20 protein-coding genes are annotated in these 19,342 nt (G+C 57.3%); 13 read left to right on the top strand and 7 right to left on the bottom strand.

From position 1 onward, the window contains the following. Window positions 1-150: 150 nt before the first annotated feature. The 4 genes from ppiA to argD all read left to right on the top strand — a co-directional run bounded on the left by ppiA (window position 151) and on the right by argD (window position 3,315). Window positions 151-723, top strand: a complete 573-nt coding sequence (ppiA, locus tag EoCCA6_RS10025; protein WP_152082519.1) for a peptidylprolyl isomerase A — start codon at window positions 151-153, stop codon at window positions 721-723. Between the two features lie 105 nt (window positions 724-828). Beyond that, entirely contained in the window at window positions 829-1,413 is a 585-nt protein-coding gene (locus tag EoCCA6_RS10020; RefSeq protein WP_152082518.1) for a putative adenosine monophosphate-protein transferase Fic, read from the top strand. Between the two features lie 30 nt (window positions 1,414-1,443). Continuing rightward, a complete protein-coding gene (pabA, locus tag EoCCA6_RS10015; RefSeq protein ID WP_152082517.1) occupies window positions 1,444-2,007 on the top strand; it encodes an aminodeoxychorismate synthase component 2 in 564 nt (187 codons plus the stop codon). Window positions 2,008-2,094: 87 nt separating this feature from the next. Further along, window positions 2,095-3,315 carry a bifunctional acetylornithine/succinyldiaminopimelate transaminase gene (gene argD / locus EoCCA6_RS10010; RefSeq protein ID WP_174779595.1) on the top strand — a complete coding sequence of 407 codons (1,221 nt, stop codon included), beginning with the start codon at window positions 2,095-2,097 and terminating at the stop codon, window positions 3,313-3,315. On the opposite strand, the gene EoCCA6_RS10005 is transcribed toward argD, so the two are convergent. After that, complete coding sequence (locus EoCCA6_RS10005) at window positions 3,312-5,399, bottom strand: YccS/YhfK family putative transporter (protein ID WP_152082515.1); 2,088 nt, start codon at window positions 5,397-5,399, stop codon at window positions 3,312-3,314. The genes argD and EoCCA6_RS10005 overlap by 4 nt on opposite strands. Before the next feature lie 56 nt (window positions 5,400-5,455). Beyond that, window positions 5,456-6,088: a cAMP-activated global transcriptional regulator CRP gene (crp, locus tag EoCCA6_RS10000; RefSeq protein WP_000242758.1), complete on the bottom strand. Its 633-nt coding sequence runs from the start codon at window positions 6,086-6,088 to the stop codon at window positions 5,456-5,458. Window positions 6,089-6,399: 311 nt separating this feature from the next. Between crp and EoCCA6_RS09995 the strand changes: the two genes are divergently transcribed. Continuing rightward, entirely contained in the window at window positions 6,400-6,804 is a 405-nt protein-coding gene (locus tag EoCCA6_RS09995) for an OsmC family protein (RefSeq protein ID WP_152082514.1), read from the top strand. Window positions 6,805-6,890: 86 nt separating this feature from the next. On the opposite strand, the gene EoCCA6_RS09990 is transcribed toward EoCCA6_RS09995, so the two are convergent. Genes EoCCA6_RS09990 through EoCCA6_RS09980 form a run of 3 tightly spaced genes read right to left on the bottom strand, consistent with a single transcriptional unit; the run spans window position 6,891 to window position 9,028 of the window. Then, window positions 6,891-7,760 carry a phosphoribulokinase gene (locus tag EoCCA6_RS09990; protein WP_152082513.1) on the bottom strand — a complete coding sequence of 290 codons (870 nt, stop codon included), beginning with the start codon at window positions 7,758-7,760 and terminating at the stop codon, window positions 6,891-6,893. Between the two features lie 30 nt (window positions 7,761-7,790). Continuing rightward, window positions 7,791-8,009 (bottom strand): YheU family protein, encoded by a 219-nt coding sequence (locus EoCCA6_RS09985; protein WP_152082512.1) that lies wholly within the window; start codon window positions 8,007-8,009, stop codon window positions 7,791-7,793. Next, window positions 8,006-9,028 (bottom strand): hydrolase, encoded by a 1,023-nt coding sequence (locus EoCCA6_RS09980; RefSeq protein ID WP_152082511.1) that lies wholly within the window; start codon window positions 9,026-9,028, stop codon window positions 8,006-8,008. Before EoCCA6_RS09980 ends, EoCCA6_RS09985 begins: the two co-directional genes overlap by 4 nt. A gap of 227 nt (window positions 9,029-9,255) precedes the next feature. Between EoCCA6_RS09980 and mdcA the strand changes: the two genes are divergently transcribed. The 8 genes from mdcA to mdcH all read left to right on the top strand — a co-directional run bounded on the left by mdcA (window position 9,256) and on the right by mdcH (window position 16,302). Then, on the top strand, window positions 9,256-10,911 hold the full coding sequence (gene mdcA, locus EoCCA6_RS09975; protein ID WP_152082510.1) for a malonate decarboxylase subunit alpha: 1,656 nt from the start codon (window positions 9,256-9,258) through the stop codon (window positions 10,909-10,911). Continuing rightward, the gene (locus EoCCA6_RS09970) at window positions 10,911-11,768 is read left to right on the top strand and encodes a triphosphoribosyl-dephospho-CoA synthase (RefSeq protein ID WP_152082509.1); all 858 of its coding nucleotides are present in this window, start codon (window positions 10,911-10,913) and stop codon (window positions 11,766-11,768) included. The genes mdcA and EoCCA6_RS09970 overlap by 1 nt, the downstream gene beginning before the upstream one ends. A gap of 9 nt (window positions 11,769-11,777) precedes the next feature. Beyond that, a complete protein-coding gene (gene mdcC / locus EoCCA6_RS09965; protein ID WP_152082508.1) occupies window positions 11,778-12,077 on the top strand; it encodes a malonate decarboxylase acyl carrier protein in 300 nt (99 codons plus the stop codon). Then, window positions 12,070-12,903: a biotin-independent malonate decarboxylase subunit beta gene (locus EoCCA6_RS09960; RefSeq protein WP_152082507.1), complete on the top strand. Its 834-nt coding sequence runs from the start codon at window positions 12,070-12,072 to the stop codon at window positions 12,901-12,903. Before mdcC ends, EoCCA6_RS09960 begins: the two co-directional genes overlap by 8 nt. Further along, a complete protein-coding gene (gene mdcE, locus EoCCA6_RS09955) occupies window positions 12,903-13,703 on the top strand; it encodes a biotin-independent malonate decarboxylase subunit gamma (RefSeq protein ID WP_152084435.1) in 801 nt (266 codons plus the stop codon). Before EoCCA6_RS09960 ends, mdcE begins: the two co-directional genes overlap by 1 nt. 123 nt (window positions 13,704-13,826) lie before the next feature. Beyond that, entirely contained in the window at window positions 13,827-14,786 is a 960-nt protein-coding gene (locus EoCCA6_RS09950) for an AEC family transporter (RefSeq protein ID WP_024907941.1), read from the top strand. 2 nt (window positions 14,787-14,788) lie between these two features. Then, entirely contained in the window at window positions 14,789-15,406 is a 618-nt protein-coding gene (locus EoCCA6_RS09945; RefSeq protein ID WP_152082506.1) for a malonate decarboxylase holo-ACP synthase, read from the top strand. Beyond that, on the top strand, window positions 15,406-16,302 hold the full coding sequence (gene mdcH, locus EoCCA6_RS09940; protein ID WP_152082505.1) for a malonate decarboxylase subunit epsilon: 897 nt from the start codon (window positions 15,406-15,408) through the stop codon (window positions 16,300-16,302). Before EoCCA6_RS09945 ends, mdcH begins: the two co-directional genes overlap by 1 nt. 100 nt (window positions 16,303-16,402) lie before the next feature. On the opposite strand, the gene EoCCA6_RS09935 is transcribed toward mdcH, so the two are convergent. Next, window positions 16,403-17,335 (bottom strand): LysR substrate-binding domain-containing protein, encoded by a 933-nt coding sequence (locus tag EoCCA6_RS09935; protein WP_152082504.1) that lies wholly within the window; start codon window positions 17,333-17,335, stop codon window positions 16,403-16,405. A gap of 15 nt (window positions 17,336-17,350) precedes the next feature. Next, a complete protein-coding gene (locus EoCCA6_RS09930; RefSeq protein ID WP_152082503.1) occupies window positions 17,351-19,255 on the bottom strand; it encodes an ABC transporter ATP-binding protein in 1,905 nt (634 codons plus the stop codon). Window positions 19,256-19,342: the final 87 nt, after the last annotated feature.

The following is a 19,342-nucleotide window of genomic DNA, read 5'->3' as shown; positions in this document are numbered from 1 at the left end:
GAGTCACATTAATCGGCGTGAAAACCAATCGTTTGCGCGGTTACAACTGTTTCAATTTCGTAAAATTAGGTAAAAGGCTGGTCTCAGTTCATACTGCTCTTTAGAATCAAGCCATTCGCTTTTTATACTGCGCTTTGTTAAGGAATTCTCATGCTCAAATCAACACTGGCGGCTGTCGCAGCTGTGTTTGCTCTTTCTGCCGTTTCCCCTGCTGCGCTGGCAGCAAACGGAGACCCCCACGTCCTGCTGACCACCTCCGCCGGGAACATTGAGCTGGAACTGAATAGCCAGAAAGCTCCCGTTTCTGTGAAAAACTTCCTCGACTATGTGAACAGTGGTTTCTATAACAACACCACCTTCCACCGCGTGATTCCGGGCTTTATGGTGCAGGGCGGCGGTTTTAATGAGCAGATGCAGCAAAAGCAGCCTAATCCGCCTATTAAAAACGAAGCAGACAACGGCCTGCTGAACAAACGTGGCACTATCTCTATGGCGCGCACTGCAGATAAAGACAGCGCGACCAGCCAGTTCTTCATCAACGTTGCGGATAACGCCTTCCTGGACCACGGCCAGCGTGACTTTGGCTATGCCGTTTTCGGTAAAGTTGTGAAAGGGATGGATGTGGCAGACAAGATCTCTCAGGTACAGACGCATGATGTCGGTCCATACCAGAATGTGCCGTCAAAACCGGTGGTTATCCTCTCCGCAAAAGTGCTGCCGTAATTACCATTAACACGGGCCCATCTCGCTCGTGTTCTTTCGTCCTCCCTGCGAAAGCGCGTTTTGCTGCTTATACTTGTGGCAAACGGACATTCAGGGAGGCGTTAAGTGAAAAAACTCACCGACAAGCAAAAATCCCGTCTCTGGGAGCAGCAGCGTAACGTCAATTTTCAGGCCAGTTGCCTCCTTGAAAAAGGTAATGGTCCTTCAGAACCCCACATTGAGACGCTGGAACTGGGGCCGTCTGCGCCTGGTTTACCCCATTTGTGTCTCATTCACCGCCATTTATACCGCAGAGAGATGAAGCGGGCTGGCGAGCTTCGCACCGCCGACATTTCTAAGGGTAACATTCCTTTTTGTCATTTCGAGTACATCGAAAAGATGGGTAACGAACTGATGGCGGCGATGGAAAGCGACAAGTATCTGGTGGGTCTTCAGAAAGAGGCGTTCACAGACAAAGTTAGCCATTACTACTGTGAAATCAATATGCTGCACCCTTTTATGAGCGGCAATGGCATTGCCCAGCGGATCTTCTTTGAACAGCTGGCGATCCATGCGGGCTATCAGCTGAGCTGGAAAGGTATCGACCCGGACGACTGGGCGGTAGCTAACCAGAGCGGGGCAATGGGAGATTTAACGGCCCTGAACGCCATCTTTGCCAAAGTAGTGAGCGAAGCGCGGGAAACTGAGTAGAATAGGGCGGCATTTTTTTCCGGAGCCGCCATGATCCTGCTGATAGATAACTACGATTCCTTCACCTGGAACCTTTACCAGTATTTTTGTGAACTGGGTGCGGAGGTGGTTGTCCGCCGCAACGATGAGATCGGCCTGGCCGACATTGACATGCTGGCCCCGCAGAAAATTGTGATTTCACCAGGCCCCTGTACGCCGTCGGAATCGGGCATTTCTCTCGATGTTATCCAACACTTTGCCGGCAAGCTGCCGATTCTGGGTGTCTGCCTGGGCCATCAGGCGATAGCGCAGGTCTTTGGTGCGACCATCGTGCGTGCCGCCAAAGTGATGCACGGTAAAACCTCGCCGGTTACGCATACCGGCACGGGCGTATTCACTGGGTTAAATAACCCGTTAACCGTGACGCGCTACCATTCTCTGGTGATTGACCCGCCAACCCTGCCTGCCTGTTTTGACGTGACCGCCTGGAGCGACACCCAGGAGATCATGGGCATCCGCCATCGCGAGTGGGATCTCGAAGGGGTGCAGTTCCACCCGGAAAGCATTCTCAGCGAGCAGGGGCACGACCTGCTGGCGAATTTCCTTAATCGCTGAATATCTGTTGCCTTGCTGTGATTTTTTATGCATATTTTGTGATTATATTTTCACATTAACTGTGACATAAAAATGGATGGTCATGATATGGCAACTGAACAACCCGCAATTACCCGCGCAACATTTGATGAAGTGATCCTGCCGATTTATGCACCGGCTGAGTTTATCCCGGTAAAAGGAAAAGGCAGCCGCGTCTGGGATCAGCAGGGTAAAGAGTATGTGGATTTCGCGGGCGGTATTGCGGTGACGGCGCTGGGCCATTGCCATCCTGCGCTGGTGGAGGCGCTAAAAACCCAGGGCGAAACCCTGTGGCACACCAGCAACGTGTTTACCAACGAACCGGCGCTGCGTCTGGGGCGTAAGATTATTGATGCGACCTTCGCCGAGCGCGTGCTGTTTATGAACTCCGGCACCGAAGCCAACGAAACGGCCTTCAAGCTGGCGCGTTACTACGCGACGACCCGACATAGCCCGTACAAAACCAAAATCATCGCTTTCCATAACGCCTTCCACGGGCGCTCCTTCTTTACCGTCTCCGTCGGCGGTCAGCCGAAATACTCCGACGGTTTTGGCCCGAAACCGGCCGATATCGTCCACGTGCCGTTTAACGATCTGCATGCGGTGAAAGCGGTGATGGACGACCACACCTGTGCGGTGGTGGTTGAGCCGATTCAGGGGGAAGGCGGTGTGACTGCCGCCACGCCGGAATTCCTGAAAGGGCTGCGCGAGCTGTGCGATGCGCATCAGGCGCTGCTGGTCTTTGATGAAGTTCAGAGCGGCATGGGGCGTACCGGAGACCTGTTCGCCTATATGCATTACGGCGTGACGCCGGACATTCTGACCAGCGCGAAAGCGCTCGGCGGGGGCTTCCCGGTCAGCGCGGTGCTGACCACGCAGGAGATTGCCTCTGCGTTCCACGTCGGGTCCCACGGCTCCACCTACGGCGGCAACCCGCTGGCCTGCGCTATTGCCGGTGCCGCGTTTGATATTATTAACACGCCGGAGGTGCTGAACGGCGTCAACGCGAAGCGCGAACGTTTTGTGAAGCATCTTCAGCAGATTGATGACCAGTACGACGTGTTCAGCGAGATCCGCGGCATGGGACTGCTGATTGGCGCTGAACTGAAGCCGCAGTACAAAGGTCGCGCGCGCGATTTCCTGCACGCCGCCGCCCATGAAGGGGTGATGGTGCTGAATGCGGGGCCGGACGTGATGCGTTTTGCACCGTCGCTGGTGGTGGAAGAAAAAGACATTGAGGACGGATTGACCCGCTTTGCCGCAGCGGTCGCGAAGATCGTAAAAGGCTAATACTCGGTTCGTTTTAACCGGCGCGTTAACCAAATGCCGTGATGCGGACGCTGACGCCATGCCACCGACGAAATGGTGTGCATGGTGTTTAAATGCCCCAGTACGCGCTGCAAATGCTGCTCCAGGGTGCTCATCGGCCCGTGAGTTAACGTCTCCGGCGCTTCCAGAATATTCGAATCCCCTGACTCGCCCGGCGCGTCGTACTCCAGACGTTGCTGACACCGCTGCAGGGCAATTTCACACGATTGCAAATAGCGCTGCGCCAGATCCGGCGTCAGCATCGTATGCTCGCGCGCCAGCGTGGTCATGGCATTGATATGCTCGACGATAAACTGGCTGTGCGTCACCCACAGCTTCATATCAGCCAGATAGTGCGCGTTAAACCCCGGCTCCTGCATCGCCTGGTTGAGCGAGTTAAACAGGGCGTTATGTGCCTGGTTGACCTTCATGCGCTGATACGCCAGCGGGGAGGGCTGCGGGTCGTCGCTAAGGATTAAGCGGATCGCCTGCTGATCGGCCTCCAGCGCGTCGTGGGCGTTCTGCCTGAGCAACCCGCTCTGCCACTGCGGCCACAGCCAGACCATACCGCCAAAGGCGATCAGGCAGCCAATCAGCGTATCAACCAGACGGGCGATAATAAACTGCTCGCCGTTGAGCGTCAGCAGTTGCAGGGTATACACCGCCGTGACTGTAAAGCCCACCATCGCCCAGCCGTAATTTTTACGGATAATCAGATAGCTGACCATCGTTATCGCCAGCATACCCACCAGCGTATAGCCTTCAGGCACGTGGAAGTGCAGCGTCACGCCCGCAATAATCAGCCCCGCCATCGTTCCGCCTGCCCGATGCAGTATGCGTACCCGCGTGGCTCCGTAGCCGTTCTGGGTCACAAACAGTACCGTCATTAAAATCCAGTACGGCTTCGGCAGGTGCAGCGCCATGCCCATCAGGCTGGCGATGCTGAGCATCACGCTTATCCGCGCGGCGTTGCGCAGGGCAGCAGATTTCAGTGAAAGGTAGCTTTTCAGCGCGGGCAGCAGCGGCAGACGCTTCTGTTTATCGGCCATCAGGTCGCGAGGGTAAAGTGGCCGCTGGGTGCGCAACACGCGGGCGATGCGGCTGAAGTGCCAGGCGGCAAACTGCCCGACCGGGTTTTCCGGGTGCTGACGGGCGATTTTCTCCAGCGCGCCGAGCTGTTTGTCCATGGTAAATCGCGTCGGGTAGCGGTGATACAGAATATCGTCCGCCAGTACCCGCAGGCGCGCAGAAACGGTCTGCGCGTTCCAGCGGATCACCGCTTCGGCGTGGCTGCGTTCCACCAGCTTCTGCACTTCCTCCGGGTGATGCAGGCTCACGGAGATATGCTCCTGTAAATCCAGCCCCACCTGGAAGGTACGCAGCAGCCGCTTGTAATCATGGTTTTTATTGGCGGCCAGCATGTGTAATTGCTGATAGCACTGGCTTATCAGATCGACCACTTTTTGCTGACGTGCCAGCAGCGGCGGCAGTGATTTTTCCGGATCGGTGTGCTGGGTAAGCAGGGTATATTTGGCTTCGCAGTAATCTGCAAGCTGCACATAGAGCAGGCTCAGGGATTCGCGCAGCGGTTGTTCGCGCCACAGCCAGAACCAGAACCAGTTAAACAGCCCGTACCACAGCGTGCCGAGGGCGTAGATCAGCAGCGGTTCCCACACCGGCATATTGCCCGCAAGGCTCAGAGTGAAGATGGCGGCAATCAGCGAAGCGGGGAGTAACCGGGCATGCAGCGAGCTGATTTCGGCGGTCACGCCGAGCGTCATCGCCAGCACGGTCAAAATCAACGGCAGCGGAATATCGCGGGCAAGCAGGAGCTGTACGGCGAGGCTACAGCCTGCGAACAGGCAGCCACCAATAATCAGACGTTTGAAAAAACGCTTATGCGGCGTATCCAGACCGGCAATGTTGCAGCAGGCGGGAACGAGAGAAAACAGCAGACCCTGCTGGAGATGTCCGAGGATCAGACCCACAGCCACGGGAAGACACAACACCAGCGTTTGTCGCAGTGCGTAGTTAACTTCCGGGTGATAAATCAGCCTGCGCCACATGGGAATAGAGACAAAAACGGCGTGCCACCTTGCGATGGCACGCCGTTTGGCCGGAATTAACGGGTTCCGTAAACCACGATAGTTTTACCGTGGGCAGAGATCAGGTTCTGGTCTTCCAGCATTTTCAGGATACGGCCCACTGTTTCGCGGGAGCAACCGACGATCTGACCAATTTCCTGACGGGTAATTTTAATTTGCATGCCGTCAGGGTGGGTCATGGCGTCTGGCTGTTTCGCCAGGTTCAGCAGCGTCTGCGCGATACGGCCGGTAACGTCCAGGAAGGCGAGGTTACCCACTTTCTCAGACGTGACCTGCAGACGGCGAGCCATCTGGGAAGAAAGACGCATCAGGATGTCCGGGTTAACCTGGATCAACTGACGGAATTTCTTGTAGGAAATTTCAGCCACTTCACATGCTGTTTTTGCACGAACCCAGGCGCTACGTTCCTGGCCCTCTTCAAACAGGCCCAGTTCACCGATGAAATCGCCCTGGTTCAGATAAGAAAGGATCATCTCTTTCCCTTCTTCATCTTTGATCAGCACTGCCACCGAGCCTTTAACGATGTAATACAACGTTTCGGCTTTTTCACCCTGGTGAATCAGAGTGCTTTTCGATGGGTACTTATGAATGTGGCAATGAGACAAGAACCATTCGAGAGTCGGGTCTGTTTGCGGTTTGCCAAGCACCATGCGCTGTTATCCTCTGTTATAAGCTGTCACCAGAGTCATAAGATGCATCCGGACTCTGGGGTTGCAATCGAATTCTTACCCATACCCTGGGAAGTCGGCTGTCGTAACGTTTCGCAGCCAGTAAAGTTTGATGTCCTCTGCATACATGTGTAACGTCAATGTATTACTGTAGCATCCAGAGTGTTTTAGCATAGCTTTAGCCGCGTGTCTCCTGGTGTCTCGCTTCAGCATGATGCAGGTCGCCTTCCGTTGCGAGAAATGTAACGCGCGCGTAATCTGTCACCAAAAATGCAACGTTGGAGTTAATGAATATGCAAGCGCGTGTAAAGTGGGTTGAAGGGTTAACGTTCCTGGGCGAGTCCGCTTCAGGACACCAGATTTTGATGGACGGGAACTCCGGCGACAAAGCCCCAAGCCCGATGGAGATGGTGCTGATGGCGGCGGGCGGATGCAGCGCAATCGACGTGGTGTCGATTCTGCAAAAAGGCCGCCACAATGTGACCGATTGCGAAGTCAAACTCACGTCTGAACGCCGCGAAGAGGCACCGCGCCTGTTTACGCACATTAATCTGCACTTTATTGTTACCGGCAAGGAGCTGAAAGATGCGGCGGTATCACGCGCGGTGGATCTTTCTGCGGAGAAATACTGCTCTGTGGCGTTAATGCTGGAGAAAGCGGTAAAAATCACCCATTCGTATGAAGTGATCGAGGCTTAAAACAAAGCCCGGTGGCGCTGCGCTTACCGGGCCTACAACTGCACGAACGTAGGCCGGATAAGCGAAACGCCATCCGGTAACAGGCGTCACGCGATCTGCTTTCCTTCCATCAACCGCTGCACCAGCGGTGTCATAATTAACTCCATCGCCAGCCCCATTTTCCCGCCCGGCACCACCAATGTATTCATGTGAGAAATAAACGAGCCCTGCAGCATCGCCAGCAGCCAGGGGTAATCGATATCTTCGAGATTGCGGAAATGGATCACCACAAAGCTCTCATCCAGCGACGGGATACTTTTGGCGGCGAACGGGTTAGAGGTGTCCACCGTCGGCACGCGCTGGAAGTTAATGTGGGTACGGGAGAACTGCGGCGTGAGGTAGTTGATGTAATCTTCCATGGAGCGTACCACCGAATCCATCACCGCTTCACGCGAATGGCCGCGCTCGCTCATGTCACGCGTCAGCTTCTGTATCCACTCGAGGTTAACGATCGGCACTACGCCGACCAGCAGATCCACATGGCGCGCCACGTCGTGCTGTGGCGTGACCACGCCGCCGTGTAGCCCTTCATAAAACAGCACGTCGGTCGGTTCCGGCAGCGGCTGCCAGGGCGTGAACGTCCCCGGCACCTGGTTCCAGGGAACGGCTTCATCGTAGGTATGCAGGTATTTACGGGATTGCCCTTTACCGCTCTGACCGTATTCAGCGAAGGTTTGCTCCAGCAGGCCGAAATCATTGGCCTCCGGGCCGAAATAGCTGATGTGTTTACCCAGATCGCGCGCCTTGCGGATGGCCATGTCCATCTCCGGGCGCGTGTAGCGGTGAAAGCTGTCGCCTTCGACCTCTGCCGCCCGTAAATTCAGCTGGGCGAAAATCTTGCGAAAGGCGAGGCTGGTGGTGGTGGTTCCCGCACCACTCGAACCCGTTACGGCAATAACCGGATGTCTGGCAGACATAGCAACTCCCTGACTGGAAAGGTTTTAAGCTCAGCCGTGAAACGCGTTGCGGGGCATGATATTGACTGTCTCATGCAGTTCGGACCACACCAGCACCACGTCGCCGCTTTTGAGCTGGCGCTTCACATCGCTGACCTTTTGCTCAAGCGAACGTTCATGTTCACCATAATCGGTGCCTTCACGTAATACAAAACTTTCAATCAGATTATCGAGCGTTTCGGGAGCCAGATCCTGCCAGGGAATAATCATTGTTTACCGTCCAGATAAGCCGTTAACCAGTCAGGAATGCGCGTTTCCAGCCACATTTTGGGTCGACGCAGCGTGCCGCCAACGAAGCCGACGTGTCCGCCGTATTCCGTAAGTTGATACTGCACGTTTGCCGGTAAATGGTCGGGTGCCGGAATAGAGTGGTGATCCATAAACGGGTCATCTTTGGCGTGGATAATCAGCGTCGGCTTTGTGATTTGGTTCAATAACGGCATCGCGCTGCACTGACGGTAGTAGTCAATGGCATCCGCAAAGCCGTGGATCTTCGAGGTGATCAGATCGTCAAACTCGCGCAGACGCTTCACGCGCTTGAGCTGTTGCAGGCTGACGGGCAATGTATCCGGATACGCCTTAAGTTTGCGAGCCGCGTTGGCTTTCAGCAGGTTAAGAAGGTAGCGCTGATACACCCGTGAAAACCCTTTTTCCATATGGTAGCTGCACTGCTCCAGCATAAACGGCGCGGAAACAATTACCGCCGCCTCCAGCGGCACCGCGTCACCCTCTTTGGCCAGCAGGCAGGCCAGCATGTTGCCCCCCAGCGAGTAGCCCACGGCTGCGGTTGGCACTGTGCCAAAGTTCTCCCTCAGCCAGCATAAAAACCAGGTGCCGTCTTCGGTTTCACCGGAGTGGTAAATGCGTTTCTGGCGGTTCGGCTCGCCGCTGCAGCCGCGAAAATGCATCACCACGCCGAGCCAGCCGCGCGCTTTTGCCGCCTGAATCAACCCGTGTGCGTAAGGGCTATTCAGGCTGCCTTCCAGACCATGAAAAACAACCAGACGCGGTTTATGGCGGGCCTGGTCTGGTGCTTCGCTCCAGGCGAGATCCACAAAATCACCGTCCGGCAACTCAAGGCGTTGCCAGTGTGGGGTGAACTGTAGCTTGCGGCGGATCAGGCGCGGCAGCATGGTCTGCAGGTGCGGGTTAGCCACGCCGCGCATCGGCACGAATCCGGCGCTCTCTTCGGCTGCAATGTCGAAGTCTGATGGAATGATTTGGGTCATAACGGCGATGTAATTATTGTCAGTTATTTACTATACCTTCCGAATTGTACCCCGTTTAGCCCGTTTTTCCGAAACATGAACTGATCCCGATCACAAATCTTTACCCTGATTATTACTCTCAGGCTAATGATTCCACTCTACGCTTAATTGATGCCTTTCTCGCCAGAGCGCACACTTTACTCAACGTTAAGCAAATCAGAATGATGCGCTGAATCAGGAGGTTAATAATGTTATCTGGGCAAACACCCACCCGGCAATGGAACACTCGACGCACAGAAAAAGCGCGTCGTCTGGCGTCCATACCGGTGCAGGGCAAGGTACTGCCAACCGGCGATCTTGTCGCCATGCTGGAAAAACTGATCGCACCGGGCGACAAAGTCGTTCTGGAAGGCAACAACCAGAAGCAGGCGGATTTCCTTTCCCGTTCACTGGCTGAAGTGAACCCGCAAATCGTGCACGACCTGCATATGATCATGCCAAGCGTTGGCCGCAGTGAGCATCTGGATATCTTTGAGAAAGGCATCGCCCGCAAACTGGACTTCTCTTTCTCCGGCACTCAGAGCCTGCGTATCTCGCAACTGCTGGAAGATGGTCAGCTCGAAATCGGTGCGATCCACACCTACATCGAACTCTATTCCCGCCTGTATGTTGATCTCTCGCCCAACGTGGCGCTGATCGCGGGCTTTAAAGCGGATCGCAAAGGCAACCTCTATACCGGCGCGAGCACCGAAGATACACCTGCGCTGGTGGAAGCCGCCGCGTTCCATGACGGTATCGTCATCGCACAGGTGAACGAGCTGGTGGACGACGAATGCGACCTGCCGCGCGTCGATATTCCGGGTTCCTGGATTGATTACGTCGTCGTTGCTGATAAGCCGTTCTTTATCGAACCGCTGTTCACCCGCGACCCGCGCCTGATCAAACAGGAACATATCCTGATGGCGATGATGGCGATCAAAGGCATCTACGCGGAACACCAGGTGCAGTCTTTGAACCACGGGATTGGCTTTAACACTGCAGCGATTGAGCTGCTGCTGCCAACCTACGGTGAACAGCTCGGACTTAAAGGCAAAATCTGTAAACACTGGACGCTGAACCCGCACCCGACGCTGATCCCGGCGATCGAGAGCGGTTGGGTGGAGAGCGTGCACTGCTTCGGCGGCGAACTGGGGATGGAAGAGTACATCCGCGCCCGCCCTGATGTCTTCTTTACCGGTGCCGATGGCTCCATGCGTTCCAACCGCGCCTTCTGCCAGCTGGCAGGCCAGTATGCGGTCGATATGTTTATCGGTTCTACGCTGCAGGTGGATGGTTACGCTAACTCTTCAACGGTGACGCGCGGTCGTCTCTCCGGCTTCGGCGGCGCACCAAACATGGGCCATGACCCGCATGGTCGTCGTCATGCTACTCCGGCCTGGCTCAACATGATCACCGAGCCTGACCCAATGCAGCGCGGTAAAAAACTGGTCGTGCAGATGGTGGAAACCTTCCAGGCGGGCGTGAAGCCAACCTTTGTGGAAAAACTGGATGCCATCGACGTGGCGAAAGCCTCCGGCATGCCGCTCGCGCCGGTGATGATCTACGGCGATGACGTGACTCACGTGCTGACGGAAGAGGGGATTGCTTACCTCTACCGCGCGAAAGACCTTGAGGAGCGTCGTGCCATGGTCGCGGCTGTTGCGGGTATCACCGATATCGGTCTGGGCGTCGACGCCAGACGCGTGGCGGAACTGCGCCAGAGCGGAAAAGTGGTGTACCCGGAAGATATGGGGATTCGCCGTACCGACGCAACGCGTTCTCTGCTGGCAGCAGGCAGCGTGTCTGACCTGGTGGAATGGTCCGGCGGTCTTTACAACCCACCTGCGAAATTCCGGAGCTGGTAATGAAACTTCTGCCCCGGATTCAGGTTGAAGGCGGTGCCGAATGGCTGGCGCGAACCGCCACGCAATGTCTGATTGACGAAGCACGATTAAGCCCGAAACCCGGTCTGGTGGACAGTCGGGGGAACGGCGCGCACCACGATTTATCACTTGCGCTGATGGAGCGCTCCGCGCACAGCCTGACCCCCACGTTTCAGGCGCTGGCGCAACAGAGCTGGCAGCGTCCCGCAGATATCGCGCTCAGACAAACCGTCGGGCGGCTCGGACGCGAAGGCGAAAAGCAGATGATGGCGGCAACCGGTGGCGTCAACACGCACCGTGGCGCGATTTGGGCATTGGGATTGCTGGTGAGCGCCGTGGCAATGCTGGGCGGTGACGCCCGTGCGCAAGCCGTTGCCAACACCGCCGCACAGCTGGCGAAACTGCCGGACGATGCGGCTCCAAAAGTGTTCAGTAAAGGGCTGCGCGCTACGCACCGCTACCGCGTGCCGGGCGCACGCGAAGAGGCGCAGCAGGCGTTCCCGCACATCATGCAACGCGCGTTGCCGCAGCTTCGCCTGAGCCGTCTCAACGGCAGCAGTGAAGCGCAGGCGAGGCTCGACGCGCTGATGGCGATCATGACCTCGCTCACCGATACCTGCGTGCTGTCTCGCGCCGGAATGGAGGGGCTGGATGCCATGCAGGACGGTGCCCGCGCGGTGCTCAACGCCGGAGGGTGCGCAACGTTTGCAGGCCAGCAGGCGCTGACGAGGCTGGATCGCGAGATGCTGGCGCTGAATGCTTCTCCCGGCGGAGCCGCCGATCTGCTTGCCGCCACGCTGTTTCTTGACCGCGTCGAAACGCCATATTCAAAGCATTAAGAGGATGTTATGGAAAAAATCACATTAACCGTGCCAGCCAGCCGCGCATTAAGCGGCAGGGCGATGGCAGGGGTAGTCGGCTCCGGGGATATGGAGGTGCTATTCACCGCCGAACCGGGCCAGACCTTAACCATTGATATCACCACCTCCGTCGATAACAGCCGTGGTCGCTGGGAGGCGTTGTTCAACCGCCTGCAGACCGTCAGCAGCTTGCCTGCGGGCAAACTGACCATCCACGATTTCGGCGCAACGCCGGGCGTGGCACGCATTCGTATCGAACAGGTTTTTGAAGGGGTGAGCCATGCGTGATGACAGCAGCTTTATCGAATTGAAAGCGCGCCAGCGTGCGCAGGCGCTGCTGGATGACGGCAGCTATCGTGAACTGCTGGGGCCGTTTGAAGGCATTATCTCCCCGTGGCTTGGGCCTCAGGGTATTGTCCCGCAGGCGGATGACGGCATGGTTGTCGCCAAAGGCACCCTCAACGGTCAGCCTGCGGTGGTTGTGGCGATTGAAGGCGCGTTCCAGGGCGGCAGCATGGGCGAAGTGTCCGGCGCGAAAATGGCGGCGGCGCTGGAGCTGGCGGCAGAAGATAACCGTAACGGCATTCCGACTCAGGCGGTGCTGTGCCTCGAAACCGGCGGCGTGCGTCTGCAGGAAGCCAACCTCGGCCTGGCGGCGATTGCCGATATCCACGCCGCGATTGTTGACCTGCGTCGCTATACCCCGGTGGTCGGGATTGTCGCCGGGACCGTGGGCTGCTTCGGCGGGATGTCCATCGCGGCGGCGCTCTGCAGCTACCTGATTGTGACCCGTGAAGCGCGTCTCGGCCTCAACGGTCCGCAGGTTATCGAGCAGGAAGCGGGCATTGAAGAGTATGACTCCCGCGACCGCCCGTTTATCTGGAGCATGACCGGCGGCGAAGTACGCTATCAGAGTGGTCTGGTAGATGCGCTGGTGGGCGACGGTGTTAACGCCGTGAAACAGGCGATGAACGAGGCGATTGCTAAAGGTGTACCGGCAAAACATCGCACCGATAACTATGACGATTACCTGAAGCGTCTGACGAATTTCGACACCCGCAAACAGGCCGATGCCGAACAGATTAACGCGCTCTTTGCACGGGAGGTGAAATGATGACTAACTCAGTAAGCCGTGGCGAACTCTGGCTGGAAACCCTCGCCCCGAACGCCAAACGTCTGGAGGGATTATGTCCGTCCGTGCAGGCGGCCGATGGCGAGCTTAACGGTGAAACGGTGCGTTTTGTTGCCGTCGTACCGGATGCCAACAACCACTTCCCGCGCGCGGCGAAAGGTGAAGTCGGCCTGCTGGAGGGCTGGACCCTGGCAAAAGTGGTCAGCGAAACCGTGGCTGCCGATGCTGACAAATCCGTGAAACGCCCGATTGTGGCGGTGATCGACGTCCCAAGCCAGGCCTATGGCCGTCGCGAAGAGGCGTTTGGTATCCACCAGGCGCTGGCCGGTGCCGCCGCTGCGTATGCTAACGCGCGTCTGGCCGGTCACCCGGTGATTGGGCTTATCGTCGGCAAAGCGATGTCTGGCGCGTTTCTGGCGCACGGCTACCAGGCCAACCGTCTGATCGCGTTCAACGACAAAGGTGTGCTGATCCACGCGATGGGCAAAGAGTCTGCGGCGCGCATTACGCTGCGTACCGTCGAGGCGCTGGAAAAACTGGCGGCGACCATTCCGCCAATGGCCTATGACATCAGCAACTACGCCACGCTGGGGCTGCTTTCTAACCTGCTGGATATCAGCAACCCGGATGCCCCGTCTGAAAACGATCTGACGCAGGTGAAAACCACCCTGCAACAGGCCATCAATGACGCTCGTCAGGACACCACGTTGAAAACCCGTCTGGGTGCTGACAACCGCCGCAGCTCTGCCCTCGTACGCGAACGTATGCGAGCAAGCTGGTAAGTAAAAAGAGACCTGCCAGATGCATTACCCCGCGGGCGCGAAGGCTGCGCCTGCGTGGGAACCTGCATCCTGAAAATAATAATCATCGCGCCAGTGCTACTTCTTTTTAATCACAGGTGATTTATGACTTACGTAATTGTTCATGCTCTTGCACCGATTTTCGTCATCATGCTGCTGGGATTCTGGGCCGGTAAGGCAAAGATGGTCGATAACAAAAATGTTTCCCTGCTCAATATTTTCGTGATGGATTTTGCCCTGCCTGCTGCGCTGTTCAGCGCGACCGTGCAGACCCCGTGGACCGGCATTGTGGCGCAGTCGCCGCTGATCCTGGTGCTGACGCTGGCGATGTGGATTACCTATGCGGCAATCTACTTCCTCGCCACCAAAGTCTTTAAAAAATCTCCGCAGGATGCAGCGGTGCTGACCCTGACGGTTGCTCTGCCGAACTATGCGGCGCTCGGTCTGCCGATTCTGGGTAGCGTACTGGGTGAAGGGTCTTCCACGTCGCTGTCTGTGGCGGTCTCCATTGCCTGCGGTTCGGTACTGATGACGCCGTTCTGCCTGCTGATCCTGGAGCGTGAGAAAGCGCGTGCTGAGGGGAATAACTCGGGTTCTACGCTCTCCATGCTGCCGGTGCTGATGTGGCGCTCGATTAAAAAACCGATCGTGATGGGGCCGCTGCTGGGTGTGATTTTGTCCGCCATTGGCATCAAAATGCCGGAGCTGGTGCTTGCTGCCATTAAACCGCTGGGACTGTCTGCGACCGCTGCGGCGCTGTTCCTGACCGGGGTGATCCTCTCTGCCCGTAAGCTGCAGATCAACACCATGGTTATCACTTCAACCATTGCCAAGCTGCTGATTCAGCCAGCCATTGCCTGGGGTATCGTTTTAATCTTCGGTCTGCACGGCTCCGTGGCGATCACCGCTATTCTGATGATTGCGCTCTCTGCGGGCTTCTTCGGCGTGGTATTCGGTAACCGCTTTGGCGTGCAGTCGCCAGATGCAGAAGCCGTGCTGCTGTTAAGCTCCGTACTGTGTATCCTGTCGCTGCCGCTGTTTATCTCGCTGACTTCAGGAATGTAATCATGACCACAACATTACGCCCGCACGACCTCATCTGGCTTAACGCGCGTGACGCGCTGGAAGGTATCACCGAATCCTGGGTGGATGCGGCGTGGCATACCGGCTTGCCGGTGGTAGTGCGGCGTGATGTTGATAATGAAGGCCGTATTCCCGTTGGTGTGCGTGGATTGCGTCGCGACCAGCGGGCGGCCGGATGGGTGAAACCTGAAAACGTGTTGCGTGTGGTTTCACCGGAAGATCTGAGCGTAACAGCCGTTCTGCTGCGTTCACCCTTTGTGACTCAGCCACCGGTTCAGGTGGCGTTACAGCTTTCTCAGCAGGCGTGGCCGTGGACGTGGGGCATTACCGGCAGCACCGGCTACGCGCTGGCGACCGGTATTCCGGTTATTCATGCCGACAGCGATCTTGATCTGCTGATCCGCGCCCCACTGCCGATTGCCGCTGACGCCTTTTCTGGCTGGCAGTCTCAGCTCAGCCGCGCGTTGTGCCGGGCGGATACGCAGGTGGACACACCCGAAGGTGGATTCGCGCTGGCGGAGTGGCTGCGCGACGGCAAAACGCTGCTGAAAACCGGCCGTGGGCCACGTCTGGTGACGGACCCGTGGCACAGGGAGGAGTGATGAAAATACTGTTTACCTTTCCGGGGCAGGGCACGCAGCACGAAGGTATGCTGCAGAACCTGCCGGGAACGGAGCTGGCTCAGGCGCGCGACGTGCTGGGTGCTGAAGTCGATACGCTGGACAGCACAGCCTCGCTGGCGCACACCCGTGCGGTACAGCTTTCACTGCTGATTGCAGGCGTGGCCTGGGCGCGTGAGCTGGAACGACGTGGCGTGTCGCCGGATATTGTCAGCGGGCTGTCCATTGGGGCATACCCTGCGGCGGTCGTCGCCGGTGCGCTGGACTTTACGGACGCGCTTACGCTGGTGGCGCTGCGCGGCGATCTGATGGAGCAGGCGTACCCGCACGGTTACGGTCTGACGGCAATCATGGGCTTAACCCTGCCGCAGGTGGAACAGCTTATCGAAGGCACCGGAACACATATCGCCAACCTGAATGCCGAAACGCAGATTGTGATTGCCGGAAGTGATGAAGGAATGGCGCAGGTGGCATCACGTGCCCTGGCGAAAGGCGCGAGTAAGGCGCATCGCCTGGCGGTCAGCGTGCCGTCGCACTGTGAACTGCTGGCGGAGCCCGCGCAGAAACTGGTCGATGCATTTAATTCCGTCACGCTTTCTCGTCCACGCTGTGCGTATCTGAGCGGCAGCACCGGGCGCGTGCTCTGGCAGCCGGAAAGAATCGCTGACGACCTGGCGATGAACATGGCGCGCACGGTGCGCTGGCAGGAGGCGGTGATTTCTGCGAATGAACGCGAAGCGAGGCTGGCGATTGAGATGCCGCCCGGAGGTGTACTGACCTGCCTGACGCGTCAGGCTGCATGGGAAGGAGAGGCGATTTCGCTGGAACGCAGCGGGGTGGACGTCGCGGTGCACCTGGCGGGTCGGCTTCAGCGGTGAGTTTTTTTGTCCGGTGGCGCTGCGCTGACCGGGCCTGCAGGTTCGGTGGAATGGATTTGTAGGCCGGGTAAGACGCATCGCGTCGCCACCCGGCAAGGAGTCAGGCACCCTCCTGCAAACTGCGGGCGTACATCCGCCCCTCGGCGGCTAATGCTCGCAGGCTCGGGTCCTGCTCGCGGTTGCGGGCAAAGACAATCGCGATAAGCTGCTGCATCTGGTACGGCTGCGCCAGCTTCAATAGCTGCACCGAATTCTCATACACCTTCTTCATCCTGCCCGGCATCAGCGTAAAGCCAACGCCCGCCTGCACCAGGCTCAGCATCGAGAAGATGTCATTCACGCGGGTGACGATCTCCGGCTCAAAACCGGCGATATGGAACGCTTCCTGGAAGCCTGCGTAAGTGGCGAAGCCTTCCGCCAGGGAGACAAATTTCTGATCTTTGTAATCACGCAGATCGGCCAGTCCGCTGGTATTCAGCGCGGCAGAAGCGGGTGCGGCAAGGAATATGTCGTCGTGAAACAGGGGCAAAACTTCGAGGCTGTTGCGGTCGATATCGCTTTCGGAGATGGAGATTAAAATCGCGTCCAGCGAGCCGTCGTCGAGCATATGCAGCAACGTGTCATTGGAGCCCATCGTCAGATCCATCTCCAGATCCGGGCGACGCAGTTTCATGCCCATGATCAGCCGCGGCACGGTTTCCAGCGTAAGCGAGTAGAGCGTACCGACGCGCAAGCGCCCCTGTCCGATACCGGCGATTTTGCGCGATTCTTCCAGCCCGCGCTCCATCACCTGCATCACTTCCTGGCAATACTCCAGCAGTGTCCACGCGGAGGGAAGCGCAATCAGGTTGCGACCCTTATGGGTGAAGAGCGGGCAGCGCACGTTTTCTTCCAGCGTATGCAGCGCACGATGGACGCTGACGCCGCTCAGGCCCAGAGTTTCGGCAGTACGCGCGATATTGCCTTTCTCCATGAACGTCATGAAGATGCTGAGCTTACGGAATGTAATGTCGCTCGTGATATCGAAACTCATACTCCTCCCGGCGTGTTAGTCGGCCTGCAGCATCGCTTCCAGCTGTTCCTGCGCGTCCAGCCACGCCATTTCACACGCTTCGAGGCTGGATTTGGTTTTCGCCTGGGTTTGCAGGCACTCCGTCAGTTCAGCTTTGCGGCTCTGATCGTACAGGTCGCTGTCGCCCAGCTTCTCTTCAACGGTGGCAAGCGTGGCGTTGAGTTTTTCCATCTCTTTTTCAAGGCGGGCAATCTCTTTACGCAGCGGCTGCGTCTGGGTGCGTAGCTCCGCTTCACGACGCTTCTGATCTTTACGCGCCTGCGCACTGTTGGCGTTATCTTTCGCTGACTCGTCCGGCTGGTTTTCCTGCTTCTGCACGTCCGTCAGCCACTGCTGATAGTCTTCCAGGTCGCCGTCGAACGGCTCGACTTTGCCGTCATGCACTAAGTAGAGATCGTCGGTGGTGGAGCGGATCAGGTGACGATCGTGCGAAACGACAACCAGCGCGCCTTCGAACTCAATCAGCGCTTCGGTCAGCGCCTGACGCATATCGAGATCGAGGTGGTTGGTCGGTTCATCGAGCAGCAGCAGGTTCGGGCGCTGCCAGACGATTAACGCCAGCACCAGACGGGCTTTTTCACCGCCAGAGAAGCGCTCGGTGTTTTCAGTGACCTTATCACCCTGGAAGCCAAAGCCGCCGAGGTAGTCACGCAGTTTCTGCTCCATCTCCTGCGGAGCCAGACGCGCCAGGTGCTGGATGGGAGATTCATCCGCGCGTAAAAATTCCAGCTGATGCTGGGCGAAGTAACCGAGTTTAATGCCCTTCGCCAGACCAATTTCGCCGCTGACCGGGTTAAGCTCGCCTGCCAGCAGTTTAATCAATGTGGACTTACCGGCACCGTTACGCCCCAGCAGACCGATACGTGAACCCGGTACCAGGTTAAGTTTAATGGAGTCGAGGATAATGCGATCGCCATAGCCCGCGCTGACCTTTTCCATCTTCAGCAGTGGATTCGGCAGGCTTTCCGGCTCGCGGAAATTGAAGTGGAACGGGTTATCCACGTGCGCCGGAGCAATCATCTCCATGCGTTCCAGCATCTTGATGCGGCTCTGGGCCTGCTTGGCTTTTGAGGCTTTGGCTTTGAAACGGTCAACGAAACTCTGCAGGTGCGCCACGCGCTGCTGCTGGCTTTCGTACATTGCCTGCTGCTGGGCAAGGCGCGTCGCACGCTGGCGCTCGAAGGAGCTGTAGTTGCCGGTGTACTCGAACATCGTTTGTTGTTCGATATGAATGATTTTATCCACCACCGGGTCGAGGAAATCACGGTCGTGGGAGATCAGAATCAGAGTGCCCTGATAGCTCTTGAGCCACTTCTCCAGCCAAATAACCGCATCGAGATCGAGGTGGTTCGTCGGTTCATCGAGCAGCAATAAATCAGAACGGCAGATCAGCGCCTGCGCCAGGTTAAGACGCATGCGCCAGCCGCCGGAGAAATCGCTGACCGGGCGTTCGAGCTGCTCGTTGCTGAAGCCCAGGCCGTGCAGCAGGCTGGAGGCGCGGGCGCGAATGGTCCAGGCGTCAATGGCGTCCAGCTTGCCATGAACGGTGGCAATGGCGTGACCGTCGTTGCGTTCGTTGGCGGCGTTGAGTTCCGCTTCCAGTTTGCGGTATTCACGGTCGCCGTCGATAACATAGTCGAGCGCCGGTTCGCTCAGGGCCGGCGTCTCCTGGTTTACCCATGCGAGCTGCCAGTTCCCCGGAAAGGTAAAGTTACCGCCATCCGCGCTAATCTCGTTTTTCAGCAGTGCCAGCAGGGTGGATTTACCGCAGCCATTTTTGCCGACCAGCCCGACCTTTTGACCCGGATTGATGGTGGCAGTGGCGTTATCCAGCAGGACGCGCACGCCGCGACGAATTTGTAACGAGGAGAAAACAATCATAGAAGCGCCGTATGTTCCGACTATGTTAATTTGTCATTATGATAATGTAAGGTGTGGGCCATTTTCCGCACCGGGCCGCCATGGTAG

Origin of the sequence: Enterobacter oligotrophicus (assembly GCF_009176645.1) — a bacterium.
Lineage (GTDB): Bacteria > Pseudomonadota > Gammaproteobacteria > Enterobacterales > Enterobacteriaceae > Enterobacter > Enterobacter oligotrophicus.
Note: the sequence above shows the minus strand (reverse complement) of the source record. Positions and strands in the feature narration are given on the sequence as shown.